Origin of the sequence: Pseudomonas sp. E45-MNA-CIBAN-0222 (genome assembly GCF_040310405.1) — a bacterium.
GTDB classification, from domain to species: Bacteria; Pseudomonadota; Gammaproteobacteria; order Pseudomonadales; family Pseudomonadaceae; genus Stutzerimonas; species Stutzerimonas stutzeri_AC.
In genome coordinates this window covers 92,394-114,718 of the sequence record NZ_JBEOPU010000004.1, presented here as the reverse complement: position 1 = coordinate 114,718, position 22,325 = coordinate 92,394, and the positions used below count along the sequence as shown (strand labels likewise).

20 protein-coding genes are annotated in these 22,325 nt (G+C 63.9%); 18 read left to right on the top strand and 2 right to left on the bottom strand.

The window, feature by feature from the left end; genetic code table 11:
• The first annotated feature begins 22 nt into the window (after positions 1-22).
• From AAEZ08_RS07715 to dctM, 16 genes are all read left to right on the top strand, one after another.
• Positions 23-1,171, top strand: a complete 1,149-nt coding sequence (locus AAEZ08_RS07715; protein WP_036991303.1) for an ABC transporter permease — start codon at positions 23-25, stop codon at positions 1,169-1,171.
• Positions 1,168-1,953 carry an ABC transporter ATP-binding protein gene (locus tag AAEZ08_RS07710; RefSeq protein ID WP_003282449.1) on the top strand — a complete coding sequence of 262 codons (786 nt, stop codon included), beginning with the start codon at positions 1,168-1,170 and terminating at the stop codon, positions 1,951-1,953. The genes AAEZ08_RS07715 and AAEZ08_RS07710 overlap by 4 nt, the downstream gene beginning before the upstream one ends.
• Before the next feature lie 2 nt (positions 1,954-1,955).
• Positions 1,956-2,894 carry an MlaD family protein gene (locus tag AAEZ08_RS07705; protein WP_020309177.1) on the top strand — a complete coding sequence of 313 codons (939 nt, stop codon included), beginning with the start codon at positions 1,956-1,958 and terminating at the stop codon, positions 2,892-2,894.
• Positions 2,891-3,517: an ABC-type transport auxiliary lipoprotein family protein gene (locus AAEZ08_RS07700; protein ID WP_003282446.1), complete on the top strand. Its 627-nt coding sequence runs from the start codon at positions 2,891-2,893 to the stop codon at positions 3,515-3,517. Before AAEZ08_RS07705 ends, AAEZ08_RS07700 begins: the two co-directional genes overlap by 4 nt.
• A 116-nt stretch (positions 3,518-3,633) precedes the next feature.
• A complete protein-coding gene (locus AAEZ08_RS07695; RefSeq protein WP_045632427.1) occupies positions 3,634-4,710 on the top strand; it encodes an HlyD family secretion protein in 1,077 nt (358 codons plus the stop codon).
• Positions 4,707-7,451: a ribosome-associated ATPase/putative transporter RbbA gene (gene rbbA, locus AAEZ08_RS07690; RefSeq protein ID WP_181067027.1), complete on the top strand. Its 2,745-nt coding sequence runs from the start codon at positions 4,707-4,709 to the stop codon at positions 7,449-7,451. Before AAEZ08_RS07695 ends, rbbA begins: the two co-directional genes overlap by 4 nt.
• A 1-nt stretch (position 7,452) precedes the next feature.
• On the top strand, positions 7,453-8,568 hold the full coding sequence (locus tag AAEZ08_RS07685) for an ABC transporter permease (RefSeq protein ID WP_003282442.1): 1,116 nt from the start codon (positions 7,453-7,455) through the stop codon (positions 8,566-8,568).
• A gap of 203 nt (positions 8,569-8,771) precedes the next feature.
• Positions 8,772-9,842, top strand: coding sequence for a dTDP-glucose 4,6-dehydratase (rfbB, locus tag AAEZ08_RS07680; RefSeq protein WP_003282441.1), 1,071 nt, complete (start codon positions 8,772-8,774; stop codon positions 9,840-9,842).
• Entirely contained in the window at positions 9,839-10,711 is an 873-nt protein-coding gene (gene rfbA / locus AAEZ08_RS07675; RefSeq protein ID WP_181067028.1) for a glucose-1-phosphate thymidylyltransferase RfbA, read from the top strand. The genes rfbB and rfbA overlap by 4 nt, the downstream gene beginning before the upstream one ends.
• A complete protein-coding gene (rfbC, locus tag AAEZ08_RS07670) occupies positions 10,708-11,253 on the top strand; it encodes a dTDP-4-dehydrorhamnose 3,5-epimerase (RefSeq protein WP_049341010.1) in 546 nt (181 codons plus the stop codon). Before rfbA ends, rfbC begins: the two co-directional genes overlap by 4 nt.
• Entirely contained in the window at positions 11,250-12,164 is a 915-nt protein-coding gene (rfbD, locus tag AAEZ08_RS07665; protein ID WP_058063295.1) for a dTDP-4-dehydrorhamnose reductase, read from the top strand. Before rfbC ends, rfbD begins: the two co-directional genes overlap by 4 nt.
• A 136-nt stretch (positions 12,165-12,300) precedes the next feature.
• Positions 12,301-14,109: a sensor histidine kinase gene (locus tag AAEZ08_RS07660; protein WP_500124009.1), complete on the top strand. Its 1,809-nt coding sequence runs from the start codon at positions 12,301-12,303 to the stop codon at positions 14,107-14,109.
• Positions 14,106-15,500 (top strand): sigma-54-dependent transcriptional regulator, encoded by a 1,395-nt coding sequence (locus AAEZ08_RS07655; protein ID WP_013981242.1) that lies wholly within the window; start codon positions 14,106-14,108, stop codon positions 15,498-15,500. Before AAEZ08_RS07660 ends, AAEZ08_RS07655 begins: the two co-directional genes overlap by 4 nt.
• 345 nt (positions 15,501-15,845) lie before the next feature.
• Positions 15,846-16,841, top strand: a complete 996-nt coding sequence (gene dctP / locus AAEZ08_RS07650) for a C4-dicarboxylate TRAP substrate-binding protein DctP (protein ID WP_500124008.1) — start codon at positions 15,846-15,848, stop codon at positions 16,839-16,841.
• Positions 16,842-17,105: 264 nt separating this feature from the next.
• Positions 17,106-17,732 carry a TRAP transporter small permease gene (locus AAEZ08_RS07645; protein ID WP_103457624.1) on the top strand — a complete coding sequence of 209 codons (627 nt, stop codon included), beginning with the start codon at positions 17,106-17,108 and terminating at the stop codon, positions 17,730-17,732.
• Positions 17,732-19,012 (top strand): C4-dicarboxylate TRAP transporter large permease protein DctM, encoded by a 1,281-nt coding sequence (gene dctM, locus AAEZ08_RS07640; protein ID WP_003282430.1) that lies wholly within the window; start codon positions 17,732-17,734, stop codon positions 19,010-19,012. The genes AAEZ08_RS07645 and dctM overlap by 1 nt, the downstream gene beginning before the upstream one ends.
• A gap of 66 nt (positions 19,013-19,078) precedes the next feature.
• Here the strand turns inward: dctM and AAEZ08_RS07635 are convergent, their stop codons facing one another.
• Complete coding sequence (locus AAEZ08_RS07635; protein WP_058063291.1) at positions 19,079-19,687, bottom strand: 2OG-Fe(II) oxygenase; 609 nt, start codon at positions 19,685-19,687, stop codon at positions 19,079-19,081.
• A 154-nt stretch (positions 19,688-19,841) separates the two neighbouring features.
• Here AAEZ08_RS07635 and AAEZ08_RS07630 point away from each other — a divergent pair, with 154 nt between their 5' ends.
• Positions 19,842-20,606: a DUF2059 domain-containing protein gene (locus AAEZ08_RS07630; RefSeq protein WP_003282428.1), complete on the top strand. Its 765-nt coding sequence runs from the start codon at positions 19,842-19,844 to the stop codon at positions 20,604-20,606.
• 18 nt (positions 20,607-20,624) lie between these two features.
• On the opposite strand, the gene bipL is transcribed toward AAEZ08_RS07630, so the two are convergent.
• Complete coding sequence (gene bipL / locus AAEZ08_RS07625; RefSeq protein ID WP_500124007.1) at positions 20,625-21,563, bottom strand: phospholipase BipL; 939 nt, start codon at positions 21,561-21,563, stop codon at positions 20,625-20,627.
• Positions 21,564-21,648: 85 nt separating this feature from the next.
• Here bipL and AAEZ08_RS07620 point away from each other — a divergent pair, with 85 nt between their 5' ends.
• Entirely contained in the window at positions 21,649-22,218 is a 570-nt protein-coding gene (locus AAEZ08_RS07620; protein WP_003282425.1) for a DUF6436 domain-containing protein, read from the top strand.
• The last annotated feature ends 107 nt before the right edge of the window (positions 22,219-22,325 follow it).

The window sequence follows — 22,325 nt, the reverse complement described above, 5'->3', positions numbered from 1 at the left end:
CATAGGCACCCGTTTGCAGAAGATGAGCGCCACCCTGTCCTCGTCTCCCGGTTCGGTGACCCTCGATCAAGGGGCTTCGCCGTTGCGGGCGCGCATCGTCGGTGACTGGACCCTCGCCCATTACGCGGCACTGCGCCGAGAGGTGCAGCGGCTCAGGGCGCGGATCGACGAGCGCAGCCAGATCGAGCTGAGCGGGCTCGGGGCGCTGGATACGGCGGGCGCCGGCCTGCTGGTGGAGCTGCTGGGCCCCGAGCGGATCGCCGCCATCGAAGCCTGGGCGCCGCAGTTGCCAGCCGAACGCCTGGCGCTGCTGCGCACAGTCGCCACCGCCCTGGACCAACCGGATGCCGCCGAGTCGCCACGCGGTTATGAATTCGGCTATGTGCTGGCGCATATCGGCCGCACGGTCGCGGCGGTGTGGAAGCAGCAGCGCGCGCTGCTCGGCTTCATTGGCCTGACCCTGCAGACGTTGCTGCTGACGCTGCCGCGGCCGCGGCGCTGGCGGCTGACCTCACTGGCCGTACATATCGAGCAGACCGGGCTGGACGCGGTGCCGATCGTCGCGCTGCTGACTTTTCTGGTCGGCGCGGTGGTGGCCTTTCTTGGCGCGACGGTGCTCGCCGACTTCGGCGCGACCATCTACACCGTCAACCTGGTGGGCTTTTCCTTCCTGCGCGAGTTCGGTGTGCTGCTGGCGGCGATTCTGCTTGCCGGGCGCAGCGCCAGCGCCTTCGCTGCGCAGATCGGTTCGATGAAATCGAACGAGGAGATCGACGCGATCCGCACCCTAGGTTTGAGCCCCATCGAGCTATTGGTGCTGCCGCGAGTGCTGGCGATGCTGATCACGCTGCCGATCCTGACCTTCGTCGGCATGCTCAGCGGCATCGCTGGCGGGCTGGTGGTGTGCGTCCTGGCGCTGGACATCTCACCAACGATGTTCTTCAACATCATGGCGCGCGACATCGCCGTCAGCCATTTTCTGGTTGGGCTAGCCAAAGCACCGGTGTTCGCCTTTGTAATCGCGGTGATCGGTTGCCTGGAAGGCTTCAAGGTCACCGGCAGCGCCCAATCAGTTGGCGAGCACACCACTTCAAGCGTGGTCCAGGCGATCTTCATGGTGATCCTGCTGGATGCCATCGCCGCGCTGTTCTTCATGGAGATGGGCTGGTGACGGGCAACGACGCGCTGATACAGGTACGCGGACTGGTCAATCGCTTTGGCAGCCAGACCGTGCACGAGAACCTCGACCTGGATATTCGTCGCGGCGAGATCCTCGGCGTCGTCGGCGGCTCGGGGACCGGTAAATCAGTGCTGCTGCGCAGCATCGTCGGCCTGCGGCGGCCGAATGCCGGCAGTGTGACGGTATTCGGCGAGAATTTGCTGGAGCTGTCGGCCGAGCGCCGTTCCCAGGTGGAGCGGCGCTTCGGTGTGCTGTTCCAGCGTGGCGCGCTGTTCACCTCGCTGAATCTGCAGGAGAACGTTGCCCTCTCGCTGATCGAGCACGCCGGCCTCGAGCGCAAGGATGCCGAGCACCTGGCGCGCTTGAAACTGGCGCTGGCTGGCCTGCCGGCGGACGCCGCCTGCAAATACCCCGACGAGCTGTCCGGCGGGATGGTCAAACGCGCCGCACTAGCCCGCGCGCTGGCGCTCGACCCGGAAGTACTGTTCCTCGACGAGCCCACTGCCGGCCTCGACCCCATCGGCGCGGCCGCCTTCGATCAGCTGATCCTGACCCTGCGCGATGCGCTGGGCCTGAGCGTATTTCTGGTGACGCACGATCTGGATACGCTCTACACCATCTGCGACCGGGTCGCGGTGCTGTCGCGCAAGCGCGTGCTGGTGGCCGATCGCCTGGAGGTGGTGGAAGCCACCGACGACGCCTGGATCCGCGACTACTTCCACGGCCCACGTGGCCGGGCGGCGCAACAAGCCGCCGACTTGCTGGAGAACTGAAAATGGAAACCCGTGCCCATCACGTGCTGATCGGTCTGTTCACCGTACTGGCGGTCGGTGGCGCCTTGCTGTTCGCCCTCTGGCTGGGCAAGTCGAGCATGGATCGCGAGTACAACTATTACGAAATCAGCTTCAATCGGGCGGTCAGCGGTCTGTCCAACGGCAGCGCGGTGGAGTACAGCGGTATCAAGGTCGGTGACGTCGAGGCACTATGGCTCGAACCGGACGACCCGCGCAAGGTGCGTGCACGCATTCGCATCTATTCCGGCACCCCAATCAAGCAGGACACCCGCGCCCGCCTGGCTCTGGCCAACATCACCGGCAGCATGATCATCCAGCTGCACAGCGGCACTCCGCAGAGTCCGCCACTGGAAGGCAAGCGCGGCGAGCCACCGCTGATCGTCGCGGACCCGTCGCCGCTGAGCGCGCTACTGGAGAACGGCGAAGACCTGATGACCAACATCAACAATCTGCTGCGCAGCGCCAACCTGATGCTCTCCGAGGACAATGCCGGGCGCATCGGCCGCACCCTGGCCAATCTCGAGCAGGCCACCAGTGTGCTGGCCGAACAGCGTGGCGACCTCAGCCAGGCGCTGACCCAGCTCAGCCAACTGGGCCAACAGACCAACACCGCGCTGGCGGAGATCACCCGGCTGACGCAGAACGCCAATGGCCTGATCGATGACGAAGGGCGCCAGCTGCTGAGCAGCGCCGGCGAATCCATGGCCGCGCTGGAGCGCGCCACGTCGCGCCTGGACGAGCTGCTGTCGAGCAACCAGGGCGCATTGAACAACGGCCTGCAGGGCTTCAGCGAGCTGGGCCCGGCGATCAACGAGCTGCGCGGCACCCTCGGCGCGCTGCGTCGCGTCACCCAGCGCCTCGAAGACAATCCCAGCGGCTTCCTGCTCGGTCGCGAAAAAATCCAGGAGTTCACCCCATGAGCCGTCTTGCGCTGATCCGCTCTTTTGCCGTGGCAACGCTGCTCGGCACGCTTTCGGCCTGCACGCTACTGCCCGAGGCCGAGCCGATTCGGGTGTTTTTGCTGCCGACCAGCGAGGCCCAGACGAACCAGGCCGCGGGCACGTTGCGCCAGGCACTGCGCATTCATACCCCGCACGCCAGCAGGATTCTCGCTGGGCCGCGTATTGCCGTGGTGCCCGATGGCAATCAGATCAGCAGCTATCAGGGTGCACGCTGGGGCGACACGGCGCCAACCCTGCTGCGTGATCGGCTGATCGAGCAGTTCAGACAAAGCGGGCAACCGACCCCAGTGAGCAATGAGGAAAGCAATCTGTTCGCCGAACTGGAGCTGTTCAGCGATTTGCGGGCATTCCAAAGCGAGTACGTCGACGGCAAACCCCACGTGCGGATTCGTCTGGACGCGCAGCTGGCATCGAGCGCAGATCAACGCATCCTCGCCAGCCGTCGCTTTGAAATCCTCCAACCGAGCGGCAGCCCGCAGCTGGAAAGCGTGGTCGAGGCGTTCGGCCACGCCAGCGACCAGCTCAGCCAACAACTGCAAGGCTGGATATTGCAGATAGCAAAAAGCCAGCCTATGCAGTGAATTGCCGCGAAATGGTCAGATAACGCAATAAGTGCGCTTTTATTGACTCAGGCTAAACGCAACCTTCATGACAATCGCTTAGCATGCGAACTATTGCTTCACGATAAGGAATGCCCATGAAAGCGCCAGCCCAGAAAAACCTCCGCCGCGCACTGTTAGGTCTCGTCGTAGTCGTGATCGTCGGTCTGCTCGCCTGGTCTGAGCTACGCACCGACGGCCTGGGCGAGGGCTTCGCCAGCGGCAACGGGCGCATCGAAGCCACAGAGATCGATGTCGCTACCAAATTGGGCGGCCGCATCCGTGAAATCACCGTTGACGAAGGTGACTTCGTACAACCGGGCCAAGTCATTGCGCGCATGGACACCGAGGTGCTGGACGCCCAGTTGAACCAGGCCCGCGCCCAGGTGCGCCAGGCGGAAAACGCCATCCTTACCGCCCAGGCGCTGGTCACTCAACGCGAGAGCGAAAAGGCCACGGCCGAAGCAGTAGTACTTCAGCGCCGCGCCGAACTGACCGCCGCGCAGAAGCGCCATCAGCGCACCGAGACGCTGGTCGGCCGTAACGCCATGCCGCGCCAGCAGCTGGATGACGACCTCGCCGCCATGCAGAGCGCCCAGGCTGCGCTGGCCGCTTCGCGCGCCCAGGTGCTGTCCGCCGATGCCGGTATCGCGGCTGCCAGGTCGCAGGTGATCGAGGCGCAGTCGGCGCTGGAGGCAGCCCAGGCCAGCGTGGTGCGTCTGCAGGCGGACATCACGGATAGCGAGCTGAAGACCGACCGCGTGGCCCGTGTGCAGTACCGCGTGGCGCAACCGGGCGAGGTGCTCGGCGCCGGCGGCAAGCTGCTCAATCTGGTCGACCTGGCCGACGTCTACATGACCTTCTTCCTGCCCGAGCGCCAGGCCGGCCGTGTCGCCATGGGTTCGGAGGCGCGCCTGGTGATCGATGCCGCACCGCAGTACGTGATTCCCGCCCGGATCACCTACGTCGCCAGCGTCGCGCAGTTCACACCGAAAACCGTGGAAACCGAGAGCGAGCGCGAGAAGCTGATGTTCCGGGTCAAGGCGAGGATCGATCCCGATTTGCTGAGAAAGCACATGGAGCAGGTCAAGACCGGCCTGCCGGGCGTCGCCTACCTCAAGCTGGACGCGGACGCCGAATGGCCGGCCCACCTGCAGATCAATGTCGGCCAATGAACCCGTCATCTGCCCCGGTCGCCGAAATCAGCGGCGTCAGCCTGCAATACGGCAAGACCCGCGCGCTGGATGACCTCAGCCTGAGCCTGCCGGCACGCTGCATGGTTGGCCTGATCGGCCCGGACGGGGTCGGCAAGTCCAGCCTGCTGGCGCTGATCGCCGGTGCGCGCAAGCTGCAGCAGGGCCATGTGCAGGTGCTCGACGGCGACATGGGCGATGCCGGCCACCGCCGCGCGGTCTGCCCGCGCATCGCCTACATGCCCCAGGGCCTGGGCAAGAACCTCTACCCGACGCTGACGGTGTTCGAGAACCTCGAGTTCTTCGGCCGACTGTTCGGCCAGGACGCCGCCGAGCGCCGCTGGCGCATCGCCGAGCTGACCCGCAGCACGGGCCTGGCGCCCTTCGTCGAGCGCCCGGCGGGCAAGCTCTCCGGTGGCATGAAGCAGAAGCTCGGCCTCTGTTGCGCGCTGATCCACGACCCCGACCTGCTGATCCTCGACGAGCCCACCACCGGCGTCGACCCGCTGTCGCGCGCGCAGTTCTGGGAGCTGATCGAGCGCATCCGTGGCGAGCGCCCACAGATGAGCGTGCTGGTGGCCACCGCCTACATGGACGAGGCGCAACGCTTCGATCATCTGGTGGCGATGGACGCAGGGCGAATTCTCGCCACCGGCACGCCGGCTGAACTGCTGACGCGCACCAACAGCGACAGCCTGGAGGAGGCGTTCATTCGCCTGCTGCCGGAAGAGAAGAGTCGACGCCATCGCGCGCTGGAAATCCCACCGCGCCAGGCCAGCGACAGCATCGCCATCGAAGCCCACGACCTGACCATGCGCTTCGGCGACTTCGTTGCGGTGGATCGCGTGAATCTGCGCATCGAGCGCGGGGAGATCTTCGGCTTTCTCGGTTCCAACGGCTGTGGCAAGACCACCACCATGAAGATGCTCACAGGTCTGCTGCCGGCCACCGAGGGGCAGGCCCTGTTGTTCGGCAAGCCGGTGGATCCACATGACATGCAGACCCGCCAGCGGGTCGGCTACATGTCCCAGGCCTTCTCGCTGTACAGCGAATTGACGGTACGGCAGAACCTCGACCTGCATGCTCGGCTGTTCCACCTGCCGGCCGAGCGCCGTGAGCCGCGCATTCGGGAAATGCTCGAACGCTTCGAGCTCGTCGAGGAGGCCGACAGCCTGCCTGAAGCCTTGCCGCTGGGCGTGCGCCAGCGCCTGTCGCTGGCGGTGGCGGTGATCCACGCACCGGAAATGCTGATTCTCGACGAGCCCACTTCGGGTGTCGATCCGGTGGCCCGCGACGGCTTTTGGGAGCTGCTGGTGCAACTGTCGCGCGAAGACGGCGTGACCATTTTCATTTCCACCCACTTCATGAACGAGGCGCTGCGCTGTGACCGCATGTCGCTGATGCACGCCGGCCGCGTGCTCGACAGCGATACACCGCAGGGCCTGATGGACAAGCGCGGACTGCCGACTCTCGAGGCAACATTCATCGCTTATCTCGAAGACGCCATGGCCGAAAGTGCGGCAAAGGCGCCACCGAGCACCATTGCTACACCCGATAGCCAGCGCCCGGCACAAGTCGCGAGCAGCGGAGCACCGCAGGCACGCTTCAGCATGCGTCGCCTGCTCAGCTATACCCGCCGCGAATCCATGGAGCTGCGCCGTGATCCGATCCGGGCAACGCTGGCCATGCTCGGCACGGTGGTATTGATGTTCATCATGGGCTATGGCATCAGCCTGGACGTCGAGGACCTGACCTACGCGGTGCTCGACCGCGATCAGACTACAGCCAGTCAGGCCTATGCGCTGAACATCGCCGGCTCACGCTATTTCATTGAAAAGACGCCGCTGACGAGCCCCTCTGACCTCGACCAGCGCATGCGCAGCGGCGACATCGCTCTGGCCATCGAGATCCCGCCCAACTTCGGCCGTGACGTCAAACGCGGTGCCGTGCCGCAGATTGCGTTCTGGATCGACGGCGCCATGCCGATGCGCGCCGACACCATCAAGGGATACGTACAGGGTCTGCACATGAGCTACCTGCAAGACCTGGCGCGCAGCGCCGGCGTGGACAGCAGGGCGGCGGCCAACGTGGCCATCCGTTATCGCTACAACCCCGATGTGCAGAGCCTGCCGGCGATGGTGCCGGCGATGATCCCGATCCTGCTGATGATGATTCCGGCAATGCTGACGGCACTCGGGGTGGTACGCGAGAAGGAGCTGGGTTCGATCACCAATTTCTACGTCACGCCAGTCACCCGCCTGGAATTTCTGATTGGCAAGCAGCTGCCCTATATCGCCCTGGGCATGATCAATTTCGTCACGTTGGTACTGCTGGCGGTATTCGTCTTCGGCATTCCAATCAAGGGCAGCCTGTTCACCCTGGTGCTGGGTGCGCTGCTTTACGTCACTTGCGCCACTGGTCTGGGCTTGTTGATGTCATCGGTGCTCAACAGCCAGATTGCGGCGATCTTCGGCACCGCCATCGCCACCCTGCTGCCAGCTGTGCAGTTCTCCGGACTGACCTATCCGGTTTCGGCGCTGGAAGGCTTCAGCGCTTTTCTCGGCCAGATCTACCCGACCAGCCACTTCCTGGTAATCAGCCGCGGGGTCTTCTCCAAGGCCCTGGGCATGGCCGACCTCTATTGGTACTTCATCCCCTTGCTGCTGGCGATCCCACTGCTGACCCTGCTCAGCGTCGCCGGCCTGCGCAAGCAGGAAAAATGACATGCGTACACTCAGCAACGTCTTCCAGCTGGGGCTCAAGGAGCTACGCAGCCTGTACCGCGACCCAGCGTTGCTGGTACTGATCGTCTACGCCTTCACCCTGGCCATTTACACCGCTGCCACCGCGTTGCCCGAAGCGCCTCACCGCGCCACGCTCGGGGTGGTCGACGAGGATCAGTCCCAGGCATCGCGGCGCATACTCAATGCCTTCCAGCTGCCCTATTTCCTGCCACCGGTGCCCATCGACCTGCGGCAGATGGACAGTGGTATGGACGCGGGCCTGTACACCTTCACGCTGAACATTCCGCCAGGGTTTCAGGAAGACCTGCTGGCCGGACGCAATCCGACCATTCAGCTCAACGTCGATGCCACCCAGGTCAGCCAGGCCTTTACTGGCGCCGGGCATATCCAGCAGATCATCAACGACGAAGTCACCGCTTTCGTTAAGCGTTATCGCGCCAACACCGCCCTGCCGGTCGAAGCCGTGGTGCGCACCGCGTTCAACCCCAATCTCACGCGTTCCTGGTTCGGTGCCGTCAACGAGGTGATCAACCAGATCACCATGCTCTCGATCATTCTCACGGGCGCGGCGCTTATCCGTGAGCGCGAACACGGCACCATCGAGCACCTGCTGGTCATGCCGGTCACACCGTTCGAGATCATGCTGGCCAAGGTCTGGGCGATGGGGCTGGTGGTGCTACTGGCGTCAGCATTCGCTCTGCGTTTTATTGTCGAGGGCTGGCTGCAGATTCCGATCCAGGGTTCGCTGATGCTATTTGTGGTTGGCGCAGCGCTGCATCTGTTTGCCACCACATCCATGGGTATCTTCTTCGGCACCGTGGCACGCTCGATGCCGCAACTGGGCCTGCTGATCATTCTGGTGCTGATGCCGCTACAGATTCTCTCCGGCGGCATGACCCCACGCGAGAGCATGCCCCAGCTGGTGCAGAACATCATGCTCGCGGCCCCCACCACGCACTTCATCGAACTGGCCCAGGCGATTCTGTTCCGTGGTGCGGGCGCATCGGTGATCTGGCCGCAATTGCTCGCGCTGGCATTCATAGGCACGGTGTTTTTTCTTGGCGCACTGTCGCGCCTGCGCCAGTCCTTGCGATAGCCGCATCAGGTCGTCCGACGGCTGCCCGAGCTCTCTATCCTGCGCCTTTCTGGCATTACGCCAGTACCGTATGGTTACCTTGGTAACCATACGGTTACCCAACACCACGAGGCGCTCGGGAATTTTTGTATCAGAGGCCGGTCTATCGTGCCGACATGCTAAGAGCCTGACGCTCGACAGCGCGCCAAGGAAGCCACATCACTATGCGCATTCTCGTTACCGGTGGAGCCGGATTCATCGGCTCCGCACTGATCCGCCATCTCATTCTCGATACCGAGCACAGTGTGCTCAACCTGGACAAACTGACCTATGCCGGCAACTTGGAGTCGCTGGCAACTGTGGAAGACAACCCACGCTATCAGTTCCTTCAGGCCGACATCGCCGATCGTGAGCGGGTCAGCGAGGCGCTGCTGGAATTTCAGCCGGACGCCATCATGCATCTGGCCGCCGAGTCCCACGTCGATCGCTCCATCGACGGTCCGGCCGAATTCATCCAGACCAATATCGTCGGCACCTATCAGCTGCTGGAAGCTACCCGGGCGTATTGGCAGAGCCTGCCCGCCGAGCGGCGCGAGGCCTTCCGCTTCCACCATATTTCCACCGACGAGGTGTATGGCGATCTGCACGGTGTCGACGATCTGTTCACCGAAACCACGCCCTACGCGCCCAGCTCGCCCTACTCGGCCAGCAAGGCCTCATCGGATCACCTGGTTCGCGCCTGGCAGCGTACTTATGGGTTGCCGGTGCTGATCACCAACTGCTCGAACAACTATGGCCCGTATCACTTCCCCGAGAAGCTGATCCCGCTGGTCATCCTCAATGCCCTGGACGGCAAGCCGCTGCCTGTTTACGGCGATGGCTCGCAGATTCGCGACTGGCTATTCGTCGAGGACCACGCCCGCGCGCTGTTCAAGGTGGTCAGCGAAGGCAAGGTCGGTGAGACCTACAACATCGGCGGCCACAACGAGCAGAAGAACATCGAGGTAGTGCGCGGCATCTGCGCACTGCTGGAAGAACTGGCGCCGAGCAAGCCTGCCGGGCTTGCGCGCTATGAAGACCTGATCACCTTCGTCAAGGATCGTCCTGGCCACGACCTGCGCTATGCGATCGATGCCAGCAAGATCGAGCGCGAACTGGGCTGGGTACCGGAAGAGACCTTCCAGACCGGCCTGCGCAAGACCGTGCAGTGGTATCTGAACAACCTCGAATGGTGCCGTCGCGTTCAGGACGGTAGCTATCAACGCGAGCGCCTTGGCGCACTGGAGAACGCATGAAAGGAATCATCCTCGCCGGAGGCTCCGGCACACGTCTGCACCCCATTACCCTTGGCGTATCGAAGCAGCTGCTGCCGATCTACGACAAGCCGATGGCCTATTACCCGATTTCGGTGCTGATGCTCGCTGGCATCCGCGACATCCTGCTGATCTCCACCCCGCAGGATCTGCCGCAGTACAAGAACCTGCTGGGCGACGGCAGCCAGTTCGGCGTCAATTTCACCTATGCCGAGCAGCCTTCACCGGACGGCCTGGCGCAGGCGTTCCTGATTGGCGAAGAGTTCATCGGTGATGACTCGGTTTGCCTGATCCTCGGCGACAACATCTTCCACGGCCAGCACTTCACCGAGAAGTTGCAACGTGCCGCGGCCCAGCCGACCGGCGCCACCGTATTCGGCTACTGGGTCAAGGACCCGGAGCGTTTCGGCGTGATCGACTTCGACGAGACTGGTAAAGCCCTGTCCATCGAAGAGAAGCCGAAGAAGCCCAAGTCCAGCTATGCGGTGACCGGCCTGTATTTCTACGACAACGACGTAATCGGGATCGCCAAGTCGATCAAGCCTTCGCCACGCGGCGAGCTGGAGATCACCGACGTCAACATGGCCTACCTCGAGCGCGGCGACCTCAATGTCGAGCGCTTCGGCCGCGGCTTCGCCTGGCTCGATACCGGTACCCACGACAGCCTGCTGGAAGCCTCGCAGTACGTGCAGACCATCGAGCATCGCCAGGGTCTGAAGGTCGCCTGCCTGGAAGAAATCGCCTACCAGAACAAGTGGATCGACCGCGAGCAGCTGCTGCGCCGCGCCGACGCCCTGGGCAAGACCGGCTACGGCCAGTACCTGTTCAAATTGGCGGGTGAAGACGCATGAAAATCATCGAAACCAGCATTCCCGACGTACTGATCATCGAGCCCAAGGTCTTCGGCGACGAACGCGGTTTCTTCTACGAGAGCTTCAATGCGGCCGCCTTCGAGGCGGCCACGGGGCTCCAGCGGCAGTTCGTCCAGGACAACCACTCCAAGTCCCAGCGCGGCGTGCTGCGCGGGCTGCATTACCAGATTCAGCAACCGCAGGGGAAACTGGTGCGCGTGGTGGCCGGCGAAGTCTTCGACGTCGCCGTCGATCTGCGCAAGAGCTCGCCGAGCTTCGGCCGTTGGGTCGGGACTCACCTGAGCGCGCAGAACCAGCGTCAGCTGTGGATCCCAGAGGGCTTCGCGCATGGTTTCGTGGTACTCAGCGAAAGCGCCGAGTTCCTCTACAAGACCACCGACTACTACGCGCCAGAGCACGAGCGCAGCCTGTTGTGGAACGATCCGGAGCTCGGCATCGAATGGCCGTTCGACGAACCGCCACAGCTGTCCGCGAAGGACCAGGCTGGCAAGTGCCTCAGCGATGCGGAGCTCTTTGCATGAAAATCCTGATCACCGGCAGCAAGGGGCAACTTGCCCGCGAGCTGCAGTTGGAGCTGGCGAGTGCCGGCAAGCTGCTGGCGCTTGGGCACAACGCACTGGATCTGGCTGATCCGGAACAGATTCGCGAACAGGTGCGCCTGTTGCGGCCGGACCTGATCATCAATGCGGCGGCCTACACCGCCGTCGACCCGGCGGAAAGCCATCGCGAGCTGGCCTTCGCGGTCAACGCGCGAGGGCCGCAGGTGCTCGCCGAAGAAGCTGCGCGCCTTGGTGTACCGCTGATCCACTATTCCACCGACTACGTGTTCGACGGCCGCAAGAGCGAACCCTACAGCGAAACCGACGTGCCCCAGCCGCTGAGCGTTTATGGCGCCAGCAAGCTGGCCGGCGAACAGGCGATTCAGGCGGTCGACGGTGAGTACCTGATCCTGCGGACCAGCTGGGTGTATTCGCAGCACGGCAAGAACTTCCTGCTGACCATGCAGCGCCTGCTGCAGGAGCGCGACGCGCTGTCGGTCGTCAGCGACGAGATCGGCGCACCGACCTGGGCCGCCACCATCGCCCGCACCACGGCAGAAATGGTGCGCAAACGAAGTGCAGGCGAAGCAGGCCCGAGTGGGCTGTATCACCTCACCGCCAGCGGCGAGACCTCCTGGTACGGCTTCGCGTGCAGCATCGCTGAACAACTGCGCCAGCAGGGCCTTCTGCGCGCAGAGATCACACCCATTCAGTCGAAGGACTATCCGACTGCGGCGCAGCGCCCACTCAACTCCCGCCTGAACTGCTCACGCCTGCAAAGCGACTGGGGTATCCGCTTGCCGGACTGGGAAACAGCACTGCACGAGTGCCTTGCCCAATCACACCGCTTCGGCACCACGAATGCCCCGCAGGCCGCAGCTGCCGGCCGCTGACCCGAGCAGCGGTCGGGCTGCGCACAGAAGCCGCCACAACCGGTCCTACCCTACCCTCGCGATCGGTACGGAAATCGACGGCTGAACGCAGGCATGCTCTGCGTGCATAATGCGCCCGACATCCAGGCGCCCTCGCATGACTGCAATGCATCCTCCTCGCCGCCCCCGCTGGCGCAACCTCGCCCTGCTGGCCTTGCTGCTCGCGCCTCTGCTCTGGCCGCTGCAACAGCTCGCCGAGCGCTATTACCGCAATGAACTGATCGAACAGAACCGGCAGACCCTCGACCTCTACGTGGCCAACCTGCTCGGCACCCTGAACCGCTACGAGGTGCTGCCACGCATCCTGGGCGACCTGCCGGCATTGCGCGCCGTGCTGCAGCAGGGTGATGCACCGGCCATACGGGACAACGCCAACCGGCTGTTAAAGCGCCTGCGCAACCAGACCGGTGCCGACGTGATCTACCTCATGGGTACCGACGGCAACACCCTGGCTGCCTCGAACTGGGACGAGGAAGACAGCTTCGTCGACCGCAACTTCGCCTTCCGCCCCTATTTCCGTCAGGCCATGGACGGTCACCTCGGACGCTTCTTCGGCCTTGGCACCACTTCCGGCAAGCGCGGCTACTACTTCGGCGCCGCCGTACGTGACGACAATGGCATCCTCGGCGTACTGGTGGTCAAGGTCGACCTGGACCACACCGAGACGCTCTGGGGCAGCACGCCGGAGCAGCTGCTGGTGACCGACAATTTCGGCGTGGTGATCCTCACCTCGCGGCCCGACTGGCGTTTCCGCGCCACCCGCGGGCTGGGCGTGGACGAGCGCGAGCAGATCGCCTTCGATCAGCCCTACCCGACGCTCTACCCGCAGGACCTGACGCTGAACATCGACGCCTGGCTGATCCAGAGCCGCGAGCTGAAGGAGACCGGCTGGACGGTGCGCATCCTCGCGCCGGTCAGCCTGGTCGAGCGCCCGGTGCGCACCGTGGTCGCGATCGGCGCCGCCACCCTGCTGGCGCTGCTGCTCTGGCTCGGCCTGCTGATGCAGCGTCGCCGACATTTCCTCGAACGGCTGGCGCTGGACAGCCAGGCACGCCAACAGCTGGAGCAGCGCGTGCTCGAGCGCACCCGCGACCTGGAGGCGCTGAACAGCCGACTCAAGGTCGAGGTGCTCGAGCGCGAACAGGCCCAGCAGGAGCTGGTGCGCGCCCAGGACGAACTGCTGCAGGCCGGCAAGCTATCGGCGCTGGGCACGATGTCGGCGAGCATCAGTCACGAACTCAACCAGCCGCTGGCAGCGATCCGCAGCTATGCCGACAACGCCCGCGTACTGCTCGACCATGAGCGTGTCGACGAGGCGCGCGACAACCTGCGGCTGATCAGCGAGCTGACCGCGCGCATGGCCTCGATCATCGCCCACCTGCGCGCCTTCGCCCGTCGCGATCAGCACGCACCGGAACGGGTCGCGCTGCAGCCCGCGCTGGACGATGCGCTGGCACTGCTGGCCAAGCGCCGCCAGGCCATGGGCGTCGAGCTGATCCGCGACCTGCCGGAGGCGACGCTGTGGGTGCAGGCTGGCGAAACGCGGCTGCGGCAGATCCTCGCCAATCTCCTGGCCAACGCTCTCGACGCCCTCGGAGAACGGCCCCAGCCGCGACGCATCTGGCTGCGCGCCGAGCTGGAGGGTGACGGCGTGCTGCTGACCCTGCGCGACAACGGCCCGGGCTTCTCCGCCGACGCGCTGCAGCGCGCCCGCGAACCCTTCTTCACCACCAAGACCAGCACCCAGGGCTTGGGCCTCGGCCTGGCGATCTGCGATACCCTCACCCGCGCCCTGGGCGGCGAGCTGCGCATGAGCAATCATGCCGAGGGCGGCGCCCAGCTCGGTCTGTTCCTACGTAGCGCCGAACCCGGCGTGGCCTTTCCCACCGAGGACCATTTCCAATGAGCAGCGACACCCCGATCAGTACCCAGGCCCAGGTGGTGCTGATCGACGACGATCCGCATCTGCGCCAGGCACTGAGCCAGACCCTCGACCTGGCCGGGCTCAAGGTGGCCAGCCTGGGCGACGCCCGCGATCTGGCCGCACGTCTGCCGGCGGACTGGCAGGGGGTGGTGGTCAGCGACATCCGCATGCCTGGCATCGACGGACTGGAGCTGCTGCAACAGTTACGGGCACGCGACAGCGAGCTGCCGGTGATCCTCATCACCGGTCACGGCGACATCCAGCTGGCGGTGCAGGCCATGCGCGCCGGTGCCTACGATTTCCTGGAAAAGCCCTTCCCCAGCGAGGCGCTGCTGGACAGCGTGCGGCGTGCCCTGGCGCTGCGCCAGCTGGTGCTGGACAACCGCTCGCTGCGCCTGGCCCTGGCCGACCGCCAGCAGCTGTCGGCACGCCTGCTCGGCCAGTCCCGGGCGATGCTGCGCCTGCGCGAGCAGATCGGCGCATTGGCCGGAACCCAGGCCGACGTGCTGATTCTTGGCGAGACCGGGGCCGGCAAGGAGGTGGTGGCGCGCGCACTGCACGACCTGTCGAACCGCCGCAACGGCCCGTTCGTGGCCATCAACGCCGGTGCCCTGGCCGAGTCGGTGGTGGAGAGCGAGCTGTTCGGCCACGAGCCCGGCGCGTTCACCGGCGCGCAGAAACGCCGGATCGGCAAGTTCGAGTTCGCCAACGGCGGCACCCTGTTCCTCGACGAGATCGAGAGCATGAGCCTGGATGTGCAGGTCAAGCTGCTGCGCCTGCTGCAGGAGCGCGTGGTCGAACGCCTCGGCGGCAACCAGTCGATCGCCCTGGATATCCGTGTCATCGCCGCAACCAAGGAAGACCTGCGTGTCGCCGCCGACCAGGGCCGCTTCCGCGCCGACCTCTATTACCGGCTAAACGTCGCACCCTTGCGCATTCCTTCGCTGCGTGAACGCAGCGAGGACATCCTTCTGCTGTTTCAGCACTTCGCCGAGGCCGCCGCCCAGCGCCACGGCCTGCCGGTTCGCGAACTGCAGCCCGAGCAGCGTGCCACGCTGCTGCAGCACACCTGGCCGGGCAACGTGCGCGAGCTGCAGAACACCGCGGAGCGCTTCGCCCTCGGGCTCGGCCTGGGCCTGGAGCGGCCAGGCAGCGAGCCGAGCGCCAGCCTGGCCGGCGGCGGCAGCCTGGGCGAGCAGGTCGAAGCCTTCGAGCGCGCGCTGATCGCCGCTGAACTGAACCGTCCCCACGGATCGCTGCGCAGCGTTGCCGAAGCCCTCGGCCTGCCGCGCAAGACACTGCATGACAAGCTGCGCAAGCATGGCCTGAGCTTTACCGATGCTGGCGGAAGCTCGCCCGACGAAAACGACTAGATGGCGGAAATCCGCCATCCTTGACCGCCGCATCGAGCCTCGACTGCCAATCCCGTCCCTCCCTGCAATGCCAACCGCGGATGGCCTGCTCACCCCGCGCAAAGGTGCGACCTAGACGCGCTTGTTGGCAATTGGCCATTCAAACCTTCATCTATTGCTGGGTAAACTCGCTGGCTTCAGGTGCCTGTGCCAGCGGTTGGCACAGGCATTGCTCCTGAAACCCGATGAACCGGATGGATCGAGTCGCGATCGTGCATCGCATCCAGGCCATTGCGCCTAGACTTGCCCAGCTGGTTACTGCCGGGATGCCCCGAGGCCTCCCACCCACAACAAGAGGAAACATCAATGTTCAAACTGACTGCCAAGGCGCTGGCATGCGCCCTGTCGCTGAGCATCGCTGGTCTGGCCCACGCGGCTGACCCGATCACCATCAAGTTCTCTCACGTGGTCGCCGAGAACACGCCGAAAGGCCAGGGCGCCCTGATGTTCAAGAAACTGGTGGAAGAGCGTCTGGCCGGCAAGGTCGAGGTACAGGTTTACCCGAACTCCTCGCTGTTCGGCGATGGCAAGGAAATGGAAGCCCTGCTGCTGGGCGACGTTCAGCTGATCGCGCCGTCGCTGGCCAAGTTCGAACACTACTCCAAGGGCGTTCAGGTCTTCGACCTGCCGTTCCTGTTCGACGACATCGCAGCGGTCGACCGCTTCCAGCAAGGTGAAGCCGGCCAGAGCCTGCTGCGCTCGATGGAAGACAAGAACATCACCGGCCTGGGCTACTGGCACAACGGCATGAAGCAGCTGTCGGCCAACAAGCCGCTGCGCGAGCCGAAGGACGCCCGTGGTCTGAAGTTCCGCGTACAGGCTTCCGCCGTACTGGACGAGCAGTTCAAGGCCGTGCGCGCCAACCCGCGCAAGATGAGCTTCGCCGAGGTCTACCAGGGCCTGCAGACTGGCGTGGTGAATGGTGCCGAGAACCCCTACTCGAACATCTACTCGCAGAAGATGCACGAAGTGCAGAAGTACATCACCGAGTCCAACCACGGTCTGCTGGACTACATGGTGATTACCAACACCAAGTTCTGGAACGGTCTGCCGGCTGACATTCGCAGCGAACTGGAGACCATCCTGGACGAAGTGACCGTCGCGGTGAACAAGCAGGCTGAAGAGCTGAATCAGGGCGACAAGCAGCGCATCGTCGATGCTGGCACCACTGAAATCATCGATCTGACCCCAGAGCAGCGCGAAATGTGGCGCGAAGCCATGAAGCCGGTCTGGAAGAAGTTCGAAGGCGAAATCGGTGCTGACCTGATCAAGGCTGCCGAAGCTGCCAACCAGGCTCAATAAGCCTTTGCCGAGGGGCGGTTACTCCCGCCCCTTTGCTGCACCACCAGAGAAACCCGACAGCTCAGTGAAAAAACAAAGCAGCTAGCGAAGACCAAGCCCGCACCCAAGGGCAGAAAGGCCAGGCCGAGGTGATCCCGGGCCACGCCGCTTCGATGGCGACAACAAGAGTTTTTCATTGCTCTGTCCCCCAGCCTGCCCCGGCTGGTCCACGGCGCACCTCCGTGCTGCCTTCGCACAACAGCAGTCCATCGGGAGATGTCATCCATGAACGCCCTCTGGCGCGTCTGGGATCGCTTCGAGGAAGGTTTTATCGCCTTTCTGCTGGCCGCCATGACATTGGTGACCTTCGTCTACGTGATCCTCAACAATCTCTACACGCTCTTCTACGATCTGGGCGACCGGTTCGAAGGAAGCGCCGACTTCTGGTTCGGCATCGGCGACTTCATCATCGGCCTGGCTCAGGCCATGACCTGGAGTACCGCGCTGACCAAAGCACTGTTCGCCTGGCTGATCTTTTCCGGCCTTGCCTACGGCGTGCGCACCGCTGGCCACATCGGTGTCGACGCCCTAGTCAAGCTGGCGCCGCGCCACATTCAGCGCGTCATCGGCATCGTTGCCTGCCTGTTCTGCCTGGGTTACGCGGGCCTGCTGACCGTCGCCAGCTTCGAATGGATCCAGGCACTGTTCATCGCCAACATCGGTGCGGAAGACCTCGGTCATGTCGGCATCAAGCAATGGCACATAGGCATGATCGTCCCGTTTGGCTTCGCCATGGTGTTCATCCGTTTCGCCGAGATCTTCGTGCGTATCCTGCGCAACGAGCAGACCGGCCTCGGCCTCGCCGATGAAGCGGCCGATGCCATCAAGCTCGGCGAAGAGGAGCCCAAGTAATGACCATTCTGTTCCTGTTCGTCGCCCTCTTCGCACTGATGTTCATCGGTGTGCCGGTGGCCGTTTCCCTGGGCCTGGCCGGTTCGCTGACGATCATGATCTTCAGCCAGGATTCGGTGCGCTCGCTGGCGATCAAGCTGTTCGAGACCTCCGAACACTACACGCTGCTGGCGATCCCGTTCTTCCTGCTGGCTGGCTCATTCATGACGACGGGCGGCGTAGCCCGTCGCCTGATCGATTTCGCCAACGCCTGCGTCGGCCACATTCGTGGCGGCCTGGCAATCGGCGCAGTACTGGCGTGCATGCTGTTCGCCGCGTTGTCCGGTTCGTCACCGGCAACCGTGGCCGCAGTCGGTTCCATTGCCATTGCGGGCATGGTGCGCTCCGGCTACCCGCAGGCTTTTGGCGCCGGCATCGTCTGTAACGCCGGCACCCTGGGTATCCTCATCCCACCATCGGTGGTGATGGTGGTCTACGCCGCTGCTACCGAGCAGTCCGTGGGCAAGCTGTTCATGGCCGGCGTGATACCGGGCGTTCTGCTCGGCCTGGCACTGATGGTGGCGATCTACATTATCGCGGTGAAAAAGAACCTCCCGGCCCTGCCGCGCGCATCTTTCCGCGAGTGGCTCTCGGCTGCACGCAAGGCGCTCTGGGGCCTCCTGCTGATGGTGATCATCCTCGGCGGCATCTACTCCGGCATGTTCACACCCACCGAGGCTGCAGCCGTGGCGGCGGTGTACTCGGCATTCATCGCGCTGTTCGTCTATAAAGACATGACGCTGCGCGAATGCCCGAAGGTGATTCTGGAGTCGGGCAAGCTGAGCATCATGCTGATGTTCATCATCGCCAACGCCATGCTCTTCGCCCACGTGCTGACCACCGAGCAGATTCCGCAGGCAATCACCGCTTGGGTGATCGAAGCAGGCCTGCAACCCTGGATGTTCTTGCTGGTGGTGAATATCGTCCTGCTAGTGGCCGGTGCTTTCATGGAGCCGTCGGCAATCATCCTGATCCTGGCGCCGATTCTGTTCCCGATCGCCATTCAGCTGGGCATCGATCCGATTCACTTGGGCATCATCATGGTGGTGAACATGGAGATCGGATTGATAACACCACCCGTGGGGCTAAACCTGTTCGTCGCCTCGGCGGTGACGGGTATGCCGGTTACCCAGGTCATCCGCGCGGTGATGCCGTGGCTGGCGCTGATGCTGAGCTTCCTGGTGGTCATCACCTACGTGCCATCGATTTCCTTGGCACTGCCGAACTGGCTGGGCATGTAACCCACAACGCTTACTTCCCTTTAGCCCGGCGTATGCCGGGCTTTTTTTCGGCTGGAGAAAGGTTCGTCAGATCGCCAGCACATCCGCCGGGCGCCGCCGGAACCAGCCGGTCAACGACAGACGATCGGCCTGGGTGACCAGCACCTCATGGGGGAATTCACCGGAGAGGAAGACCACCAGGTTGCCGGCCAGCGGCGGCACATCCATCTGCCTGCCGTCGGGGAAGTGCATGCGCAGCTCACCGGCGTGGCTGGGCTGCCAGTCCGGATTCAGGTACAGCACTGCAGTGACCGCACGACTGTCGTCATCGCGAAAACGGTCCAGATGCGTCTGGTAGAAGGCGCCAGGCGGATAGAAGGCAAAATGGCACTCGAACTCCTCCAGACCGAGGAACAGCTCGCGATTGAGCGTCTGACGCAGCTCATCCATCACCGTGAGGTAGTGATCGCACACCACAGCCTGGCCCGGCTCCAGCCACTGAATATGATCGCTGCGAATGCCCTCGCGCACTGCCTGCGCTTCGCCACGGCCAACTCCCGCAGGCGCCAGCGCCCCTTCGGCCTCACGCTTGCGGCACTCGTCGGCCAGCTTGTGGGTCACATCACTGGGAAGGAAAGAACTCTTTAGCGACCAGCCGCGCTCGGCCAGGTCGTCGATGATCGAAGAGAACTGCAAGGAAGTGACTCCGAAGGGATACCGCAGGAGTCTAGGGTCTGTTGAGACTCCGCCACAAGCACCGTCGCTGCGCCAGATGTCTGCAGCACTTGTACGCCTCGACAAGCATGCGCCGGGGCACGGAAAATGAACCGCCCGCCAGACAGGAGCTTCCATGCGCACCCTCTTAGCCTGTGTACTGCTGACATTGAGCTTCACCAGCTTCGCCGACACCTACAACGAACTCTACGAAACCGCCGGCTGGACCGAACAGCGAGCCAATTTCGCCGATGCGCTGACCGCAGCCCAACAGCGCTACAAGGACACCCTGCCCCCAGCGGTATTCCAGGCCCTGGTGACCAACAGCAATCGCCGCTTCGCCTCCCATGCAATCGACCAACGCGCACAACGGGCGTTGCGCGAAAACCTGGCCGAGCCGCAACCAGCGCTGGAGTTCTTCCAGAGCCCGCTGGGCCGCAAGATCGTTTCCGCTGAAGTGCTCGCCGCACGTCGGGAGCAACTGGCACAGCATGCCAATGGCCTGCCGCGGATGGAGGCAGGAAGCAATCGACAACTGCTGATCCGACACCTGGCGACGGCCATTCCAGCCAGCGAAGCGGGTGCCGAGGTCAGTCTGGCGCTGGCCGGTGTCGCCGCCGACAGCCTCAGCCAGATGATTCCAGGCTTGCTCGGCGGCAATCAGGCGCAAGGTCTGCTGAGCAGCCAACGCCAGCGCTTGATCGAGCAGGCCGAGGCCGAGCTCGATAACACCCTGCTCTACGTCTACCGCGATTTGTCCGATGCAGAATTGGAAGAATACGTGGCATTCGCCCAATCGGACGAGGGCCAAGCCTACTACCAGGCTGCGCTGAAAGCGTTGCGCGCGGGACTTGCGGTGGGTATGAGCGGAACCGAGCTGGAACCGCAGCAAGGCATCTGATTGGCGACGTGCGCGGCGCTAGTTCAGGCGCTCGCGCAGAAAGTCGAAATACGCCTGGCGCAACTCTTCACGCTCGTTCACCAGATGGTGGCGAGCACCGGGCAGACGCAGAACCTCCGCGCCGGCGAACTTGCGCTCGAGGATCGGCAGGTTGTACTGCCAGTCCACCGTCATGTCTGCCTCACCTTGAATGATCAACGGCGAGTGCGCACTGTCAGCCGCTCCCTCGATACGTGGGATCCAGCGTGACAGCGCACCGACCCAGGCCGTGGGCAGGATGTCCGGCTGCAGCGGATCCCGGCTCTGAACGAACTCGAGGAAAGCGGGATCACTGGAGTTCTCGCTGAACGTCCGCGGGATCTGCTGCACGAAACGCCGCAACAGTTCGTAGCTGACACGCGAGCGCAACCATGCGCGCGGTCGAACCAGCGGAGCGAGCAGAATGGTGCGGCCCAGGTCCGGATTGTCGGCCTGGTGCAGCAGGTGATCCAGCGCGATGGCACCACCAGTGCTCTGGCCAAGCAGATGCCACGGCCGCGGCAGATCCAGCTGGCGCGCCTGCTCGAACAACCCGGTCAGCACGGCCTGATATTCGTCGAATTCGTTGATACTGGCGCGCGGGCCGCTGGACAGCCCGTGGCCCGGCAGGTCGCAGGCGAGCACGGCGAAACCCATCTCCAACCCCCAGTCAACCACATGCCGGTACAAGCCCATGTGATCGTAGTAGCCATGCAGGATCAGCAGGCTGGCGTGGGGCTGCTCTGGCCACCAGGCCTGGGCAACCACATCGTAGTCATGCACGCGAAAACGCCCGAGTCGCCGCTGCACATTGCCCCGATGCGGCATGTCCAGGCCGTAATAGGCCTGGTAGTGCAACGTTTCGGCGGATGCGTCAGCTGCTTCGCGCAGGGCGGGCAGGCTGTTACGCAGGCGATCGGGCTGGATACGCGCGGGCATGGACTTTCTTCGGTTGGCAAGGACTCGGGATATTCAGCTCTGCGCCGCGCCATGGCAAGCTTGCGCACCCACATCGGAGCCAGCCATGAGTGCTCGTCGCAAATACCTGATCGCTGCACTGATCGCCCTGCTCTGGGGCGGCGCCATGCTGGCTGCGTTCTGGTGGTTCGAGGCGCGCTATCTGCGCACCTTCGATGGCGAACGTGCCGAGCTGTTCTCCGGCGACGCACTGCGCCTGCCCGCCGAACTACAGGGCCCGGGGCCGGTGCGCTTCGTGCATTTCTGGGACCCAAGCTGCCCCTGCAATGTCGGTAACCAACAGCACCTGGAGGAGTTGTTGAAGCGCTTCGCCGGGCAACCCGTCGACTTCTACGAAGTACGCAAGCCGGGCAGCAAGGGCCGCCTGCCGCAGCCGCTGTTATCGCTCAAATCCCTCGGCGCCCTGCCCGGCTCCGATCAACTGCCGGCCAGTCCTGCTGTGGGCATCTGGGACCAGAGCGGCGAGCTTGTCTATATCGGGCCTTACAGCGAGGGCGCTGTGTGCAGCTCGGACAACAGCTTCGTCGAGCCAATCCTCGACGCGGTACTCGCCGGCCGTAAGGTGCGCGCTACGCATTCGCTGGCCGTGGCCTGCTTTTGCGACTGGCAACAATAAGGCGGCGAGCGGCAAACTTGATCCCGATCAAATGATAATTATTATCAACTAAACGAGAATCGCTCCCATCCAGTCGGTTTCGCAGCCGACGAACCACCTGGGAGCCG